At 72.9% G+C, this 6,372-nt stretch carries 5 protein-coding genes; 1 reads left to right on the forward strand and 4 read right to left on the reverse strand.

Features of this window, described 5'->3' with window-relative positions:
- Positions 1–6: 6 nt before the first annotated feature.
- The 3 genes from ACWD02_RS22040 to ACWD02_RS22050 form a co-directional block, all read right to left on the reverse strand.
- A complete protein-coding gene (locus ACWD02_RS22040; protein ID WP_451213299.1) occupies positions 7–795 on the reverse strand; it encodes a VOC family protein in 789 nt (262 codons plus the stop codon).
- Between the two features lie 93 nt (positions 796–888).
- On the reverse strand, positions 889–2,517 hold the full coding sequence (locus ACWD02_RS22045) for a sigma-70 family RNA polymerase sigma factor (protein ID WP_451213302.1): 1,629 nt from the start codon (positions 2,515–2,517) through the stop codon (positions 889–891).
- A gap of 240 nt (positions 2,518–2,757) precedes the next feature.
- Positions 2,758–3,636 (reverse strand): alpha/beta fold hydrolase, encoded by an 879-nt coding sequence (locus ACWD02_RS22050; protein WP_451213305.1) that lies wholly within the window; start codon positions 3,634–3,636, stop codon positions 2,758–2,760.
- Between the two features lie 126 nt (positions 3,637–3,762).
- Here ACWD02_RS22050 and ACWD02_RS22055 point away from each other — a divergent pair, with 126 nt between their 5' ends.
- A complete protein-coding gene (locus ACWD02_RS22055; RefSeq protein WP_451213308.1) occupies positions 3,763–5,718 on the forward strand; it encodes a BTAD domain-containing putative transcriptional regulator in 1,956 nt (651 codons plus the stop codon).
- A gap of 60 nt (positions 5,719–5,778) precedes the next feature.
- Here the strand turns inward: ACWD02_RS22055 and ACWD02_RS22060 are convergent.
- Positions 5,779–6,372 (reverse strand): electron transfer flavoprotein subunit alpha/FixB family protein (locus tag ACWD02_RS22060; RefSeq protein ID WP_451213311.1); only part of this gene is annotated, 594 nt, incomplete at its 5' end.

Here is a 6,372-nt window from a genome sequence, read left to right on the forward strand (position 1 = left end):
GTTCTCCTAGGAGAACGAGGGCATCTCGCCCTCCGTGGTCGTCAGGTCGATGACGCTGAAGATGGCGTCCTGCTGGTCGGCGACCGTGGCGAAGCGGCCGAAGGGGCTGTCCATCGGCCCGAAGAGCAGTCGGCCGCCGAGTTTGGTGACGGTGGCGATCGCGGCGTCACAGTTGTCCACGGCGAAGTGCACGTTGATGAACGGCGGCACGTCCGCCGGGAAGTCCTCGGTCATCTTGAGCCGGCCGAGCACGGGCCGCCCCTCGATCTCCAGGACGCTGAAGTCGACGTCGTCGACGTCCATCCTCTTCGTCACGAAGGGGAAGACGGCGGGCAGGAACGCGTCCGTCGCCGCCGGGTCGCGCGTGGTGAGCTCCGCCCAGCAGTACGCGCCCGCCTCGCCGGTCTTCTCGAAGCCCTGGTGGGTGCCCGGCTGCCAGACGCTCAGGTACGCGCCGCTCGGCTCCTGCGCCACCACCATGGTGCCGAACTCGCCGACCTGCGTCGGCTCCACGGTGAGGCTCCCGCCGTGGTCACGGATCCTGGCGGCCGTCGCCGCGGCGTCGGGCGAGGCGAAGTAGAGGTTCCAGGCGGCAGGCCCCTCCACGCCCTGCATCTGCGGGACGACGGCAGCCACGGCCCTGCCGTCCGAGCGGGCCTGCGTGTAGCCGCCGAACTCCTCCGAAGCGGAGTCGAACGTCCAGCCGAGAAGCTCGCCGTAGAAGCTCTTCGCGGCCGCCACGTCGGGGAACGTCGCGTCCGCCCAACAGGGGGTGCCTTCCGGGTACGCCGACATCGCGAGGCCTCCAGTCCGGGCGGTTCCTGTTGCCTTCACGCTATGCGAGCGAGGACACCCGCGCCCGTCGAGACCACGGTCCCGCGGGCACGGCTACCGCGCGCCGAAGTTCTGCGTCCACCAGGGGCCGCCGCTGCCCTGCCGGTAGCCGATGCCGATCTCCTTGAAGGAGCAGTTGAGGATGTTCGCGCGGTGGCCTGAGCTGTTCATCCAGGAGTCCATCACGGCGGCCGGGGTGCGCTGGCCCGCGGCGATGTTCTCGCCGTAGGTGGACCACTTGTAGCCGGCGGCCGTGACCCGGTCGCCGGGGTCCTTGCCGTCGGGGTTCGTGTGGTCGAAGAAGTCGCGCTCCGCCATGTCGTCGGAGTGGCCCTGCGCCGCGTCGTTCAGCTTGCTGTTGAGGGTCAGCGGGCCGCAGCCGCTCTTCGCCCGCTCGGCGTTGGCGAGCCGGGTGACCTGCTCGCCGTACGAGTTGCCCGCCGGGGCCTGCGGGGCCTGGGGCGGGCTGCTGGTACGGGTGGGCTTCGGGGTGCTCGCCCTGGGCTTCGGCGCCTTGGTCTTCTTCGAGGGCGTGGCCTTGGGGGACGGCTTCTTCGAGCGGCTGGGGGAGGCGGAGGGGGACTTGCTCGGCTTGGCGGCCTTCGTGGACGGAGCCGCCGAAGAGGGGGGCTGCGAGGCGGTCAGGGGCTGCGCCTCGGTCTTCTCGTCGTCCGAGGGGCGCGTGGCCGAGTAGATGACTCCGGTCGCGACGACGAGCACAGCGACTCCCGCGGCCACGGTCCGGCCCTTGCGGGGCGTCCGGTGGCGCTTGGCGGCGTGTCTCGCCGAGGCCCGGGAGCCGGATATCTCGTACGTATTGCCGCCCGTGGAATGTGTGTCGGGCGCCATGTGCGGTGAGCCGGCCGTCAGGTGGTGGGCGTCGGCCGCGCTCACCGCGCGTATCGCCCCGGGGACGGCGAGCGCGGCGGACAGCGGCACCAGGGCGAGGCCCACCAGCAGCCGCTCGGCGAGCACCATGCCCGCGCCGTGGCCCGAGCACATCGGGCAGTCACGGACGTGCCGGGCCAGGCGCTTGCGCCACAGTGCGGACGGTGTGCCGTCCCACGGGGCCACCACTTCGCTCAGGTACGGGCACCGGGGCGCCGCGGCGAGCGCGCGGACCACGATCCGGGCCGTCTCCAGCTGCGTCTTCATCCGCTGCACCCGCACCGTGGCGTGCTGCGTGGGCAGCTCCATGGCGGCGGCGACCTCCGGCCGGGTCAGCTCGCCGGAGACCTCGAGCCACCACAGCGAGAGGAGCGCGCGGTCGTCGGTGTCCAGCCACCGGGTCGCCTCGGCCACCTCCTTGCGCTGCCCCACCAGGCCGAGCCGGATGATCGTCAGGTCGACGAAATCGGCGCCGGGGTCCGCGACGTCGTGCGCCTCGTGGAGCGGGCTCGGGCTCTTCCGGCCGGACGCGCGCTCAGCCCAGTGCCTGCGGATCTCGTTCATGGCGATGGCCACGAGCCAGGACCGGAAGCTCGCCGGATCGCGGAGCGACGCCAGACCGGCCAGCGCGCGCAGCATGGTCTCCTGCACGACGTCGTCGACGTCGGCATGGCCGTCGAGCGCCCGCCCGACGATGTTGTAGACCAGCGGCAGATATCCGGCCACCAGCTCGTCCTGCGCCTGCTGGTCCCCGGTCTGCGCCGCCGTCACCAGAGGATCGTGTTCACCGATCATGGACTGCCTCACTCGCTTTCATCGTCGGCACGTTTGGCCTTACACCTGGGAGATCGCGTGAGCGTACGGAGATAACAGAAATCCGCGAACAGATATCCGGGCCGAGTCGGTGAGCATACGCACCCGGTGGCCGGAGGCGGGCACGCATGGCCTTCTGTCCGGCATACCGGATATCTGCCGCTCACGCACCGTTCGCTGGGCTGAACGCACGATGGGGTCGGGTCGGTGCGGGACCAGGGTTCAGCGCGCCAGGAGGTCCCGCAGCGCACCGGCGATCTCGTCCGGCGCTTCCTCGGCCATGAAGTGGCCGCAGGTGACGGGGGTGTGCCGCAGGTCCGGCGCCCAGGCGCCCCACAGGGCCGCCGCGTCGAAGCCGAGCGCGGCGCCCCAGTCCTGCTGGAGCACGGTGACCGGCATCCGCAGCGTGTTGCCGGCGTCCCGGTCGGTCCGGTCGTGCCCGACGTCGATCCCGGCGGTGGCGCGGAAGTCGGCCACGATGGAGGGCACCGCGGCGCGACAGGCGTCCAGATAGGCGGCGCGTACGTCGGCGGGGATCGCTCGTGGGCCGTTCGCCCAGATGTCGAGGAAGTGCCCGAAGAACGCGTCCGGTGCGGCGGCGATCAACTGCTCGGGCAGACCGGGTGGTTGGGCCATCAGATACAGATGGAAGCCGACGGCGGCGGTGACGCCGTGCATCACGTCCCACATGTCCAGGGTGGGCAGCACGTCGAGACAGGCCAGGTGCGTGATCGTGCCGGGGTGGTCGAGACCGGCACGGAAGGCGACCAGGGCGCCCCGGTCGTGCCCGGCCAGTGCGAAACGCTCGTGGCCGAGGGCGCGGGCCACGGCGACGACGTCGGCCGCCATGGTGCGCTTGGAGTACGTGGTGCCGTCGGTCTCCGCGGGTTTGTCGCTCGCCCCGTAGCCGCGCAGGTCGGGGCAGATCACCGTGTGGTCCGCGGCGAGGTCGGCGGCGACGTGCCGCCACATCAGATGGGTCTGCGGGAAACCGTGCAGCAGCACGAGCGGCGGCCCCGAGCCGCCGACGGCCACGTTCAGGCCGACGCCTTCCGCGACGGGCACACGGTGATAGTCGAAGTTCTCGATGGCAGGGGTCATGGTCGCGGTCCTTCGCGGTGCTGGAACAGGTGCTCCCGAGCCTGCCGGGCGCCGATGAGCATCCGATGAGCGCGCTAACGTGACCTGGGGCGATGCCCACGGAACGGGTGGAAAGGCTGGTCAGGCGTGCAGGTCACGTTCGGGGTGCTCGGGCCGGTGACGGCCTGGGACGGCGATGGGGGAGCCGTCGCGCTGAGGGGGCCGCGGCACCGCGCGGTGCTCTCCCGGCTGATCGTCGCCCGCCGCCGCGTCGTCCCCGTCGCCCGCCTGGTCGACGACCTGTGGGTGGACCCGCCCCAGGACGCGGTCGGCACCGTACGCACCTTCGTCGCCGCACTGCGCCGAGCCCTGGAACCCGATCGCCCGCCCCGCACACCCGCCCGGCTCCTGGTCACCGAGGGCCCGGGGTACGCCCTGCGCGCCGAGCCCGCCACGGTGGACGCCTGGCGCTTCGAGCAGGCGGTGACCGACGCGGCGAACCTGCCGCCGCGGGAGGCCGCCGACCGCCTGGCGGAGGCGCTCGGGTGGTGGCGCGGTCCCGCCTACGCCGAGTTCGCCGACGAAGCCTGGGCCCGCGCCGAGCGCTCCCGCCTGGGCGAGCTGCGGCTGCACGCCGTCGAGCGCCGGGCCGCGGCACGGCTCGACCTGGGGCGCGCCGCCGACGCGGTACCCGACCTCGACGCGCACGTGGCCGAACACCCGTGGCGCGAGGACGCCTGGCGGCTCCTCGCTCTCGCGCTCTACCGCACCGGCCGCCAAGGCGACGCGCTCGCGGTCCTGCGCCGGGCCCGCGCGCTCCTGGTCGAGCAGTTGGGCGTGGACCCGGGCCCCGCGCTGCGCCACCTGGAGGCGGACATCCTCGGCCAGGCCCGCCACCTCGACCCCGGGCCGTCCCGGGCCGGTGGCGTGGCGGAGCAGGTGTGGGCGCGGGCCACCACCGCCTACGACCGCACCGTGGCGTCCGGCGCCCGCGCCCGGCTGGACTCGACGGTGAGCCTGCTGCGCAACCTGGCGGTCACCGGGGGCGGCGGCCTCGAAGCCGCCCGCGAGCACCGCATGGCGGCCGTCGAGGCGGCCGAGGAACGGGGCGACGCGGAGCTCACCGCCCGCGTGATCGGCGCGTACGACGTCCCGGCGATCTGGACCCGCGTCGACGACCCACACCAGGCCGCGCAGGTCGTCGCGGCCGCCGAACGCACCCTGGCCGCGCTCGGCCCCGACGCGCACCCGGCGGCGCGGGCCCGCCTGCTCGCCACGATCGCCCTGGAGTCACGCGGCACCAGATCGGCCCGCGGCCCTCAGGCCGCCCGCCAGGCCGAGGAGATCGCCCGCCGCGTCGAGGACCCCGCACTCCTCGCGTTCACCCTCAACGGCCTGTTCATGCAGACCTTCCACCGCACGGGCCTTGCCGCACACCGGGACGCGATCGGCGCCGAACTCGTCGCCCTGGCCACCCGGCACGGACTCGCCACCTACGAGGTCCTCGGCCACCTCATCCGCCTCCAATCCCGCAGCGCGCTCGCGGACTTCACGGGCGCCGACGGTCACGCGGCGGCCGCGGAACTCCTGGCGGAGCGTCATGAACTGCCGCTGGTAGGGGTGTTCACGCAGTGGTACGCGGCGCTGCGGCTCGCCGCGGCAGGCCGGACCCCGGCAGCCGAGGCCGCCTACCGGGAGGCCGCCGCGCGCATGGACGGCTCGGGCATGCCGGGCCTGGAGTGCGGACTGCTGCCGCTCGCGCTGCTGTCCCTGGACCAGGTGCAGGACGCCGGAACGGACTGGGGCCCGTACGAACCCTGGGCGCGCCCCCTGGTGCTGCTGTCCCAGGACCGTCGCGGCGAGGCGGCCGAGGCGTTGCGCCACGTCCCGGACCCACCCCGCGACCTGCTGCAAGAAGCCCTGTGGTGCCTGGCGGGGCGAGCGGCGATGGCCCTCGACGACAGGGAGACGATGGAACGCGCCCGCAGTGAACTCAGGCCGGCCATAGGTGAGTTGGCGGGAGCGGGCAGTGGCCTGCTCACCCTGGGCCCGGTCGCCCGACACGTCGACGACCTGACCTCTGCTCTCCGCCGCTGTGCGTGAACAGACGCACGCAGCCCGGCCGCGCGGTGTCCGCGCGGCCGGGCTGCGAGGTCAACAGGCTCAGCCCTTGCGGGTGTTGACCTCTTCGGTGAGGGCGGGGACGACGTCGAAGAGGTCGCCGACCACGCCGTAGTCGACCAGGTCGAAGATCGGGGCCTCGGCGTCCTTGTTGATCGCCACGATCGTCTTGGAGGTCTGCATGCCCGCCCGGTGCTGGATCGCACCCGAGATGCCCGAGGCGATGTACAGCTGCGGCGAGACACTCTTGCCGGTCTGGCCGACCTGGTTGGAGTGCGGATACCAGCCCGCGTCCACCGCGGCCCGCGAGGCACCCACCGCCGCACCCAGGGAGTCGGCGAGCGACTCGATGAGGTGGAAGTTGTCCGCCCCGTTCACACCACGGCCGCCGGAGACCACGATCGCGGCCTCGGTCAGCTCCGGACGCCCGGTCGACTCCCGCGGCGTACGCGAAACAACCTTCGTACCGGTGGCGGCATCCGAGAAGGACACCTCAAGCGCCTCAACCGTGCCCGCGGCCGGGGCAGCCTCCACGGCAGCACTGTTCGGCTTCACCGTGATGACCGGGGTGCCCCTGGAAATACGGGACTTGGTGGAGTAGGAGGCGGCGAACGCCGACTGCGTGGCGACCGGACC

The organism is Streptomyces sp. NPDC002853 (assembly GCF_053591915.1).

What these genes read in the sequence shown, in the direction of transcription:
- ACWD02_RS22040 (WP_451213299.1), bottom strand. Translation starts at nt 795, where the DNA reads ATGTCGGCGTACCCGGAAGGCACCCCCTGTTGGGCGGACGCGACGTTC.
- ACWD02_RS22050 (WP_451213305.1), bottom strand. Translation starts at nt 3,636, where the DNA reads ATGACCCCTGCCATCGAGAACTTCGACTATCACCGTGTGCCCGTCGCG.
- ACWD02_RS22045 (WP_451213302.1), bottom strand. Translation starts at nt 2,517, where the DNA reads ATGATCGGTGAACACGATCCTCTGGTGACGGCGGCGCAGACCGGGGAC.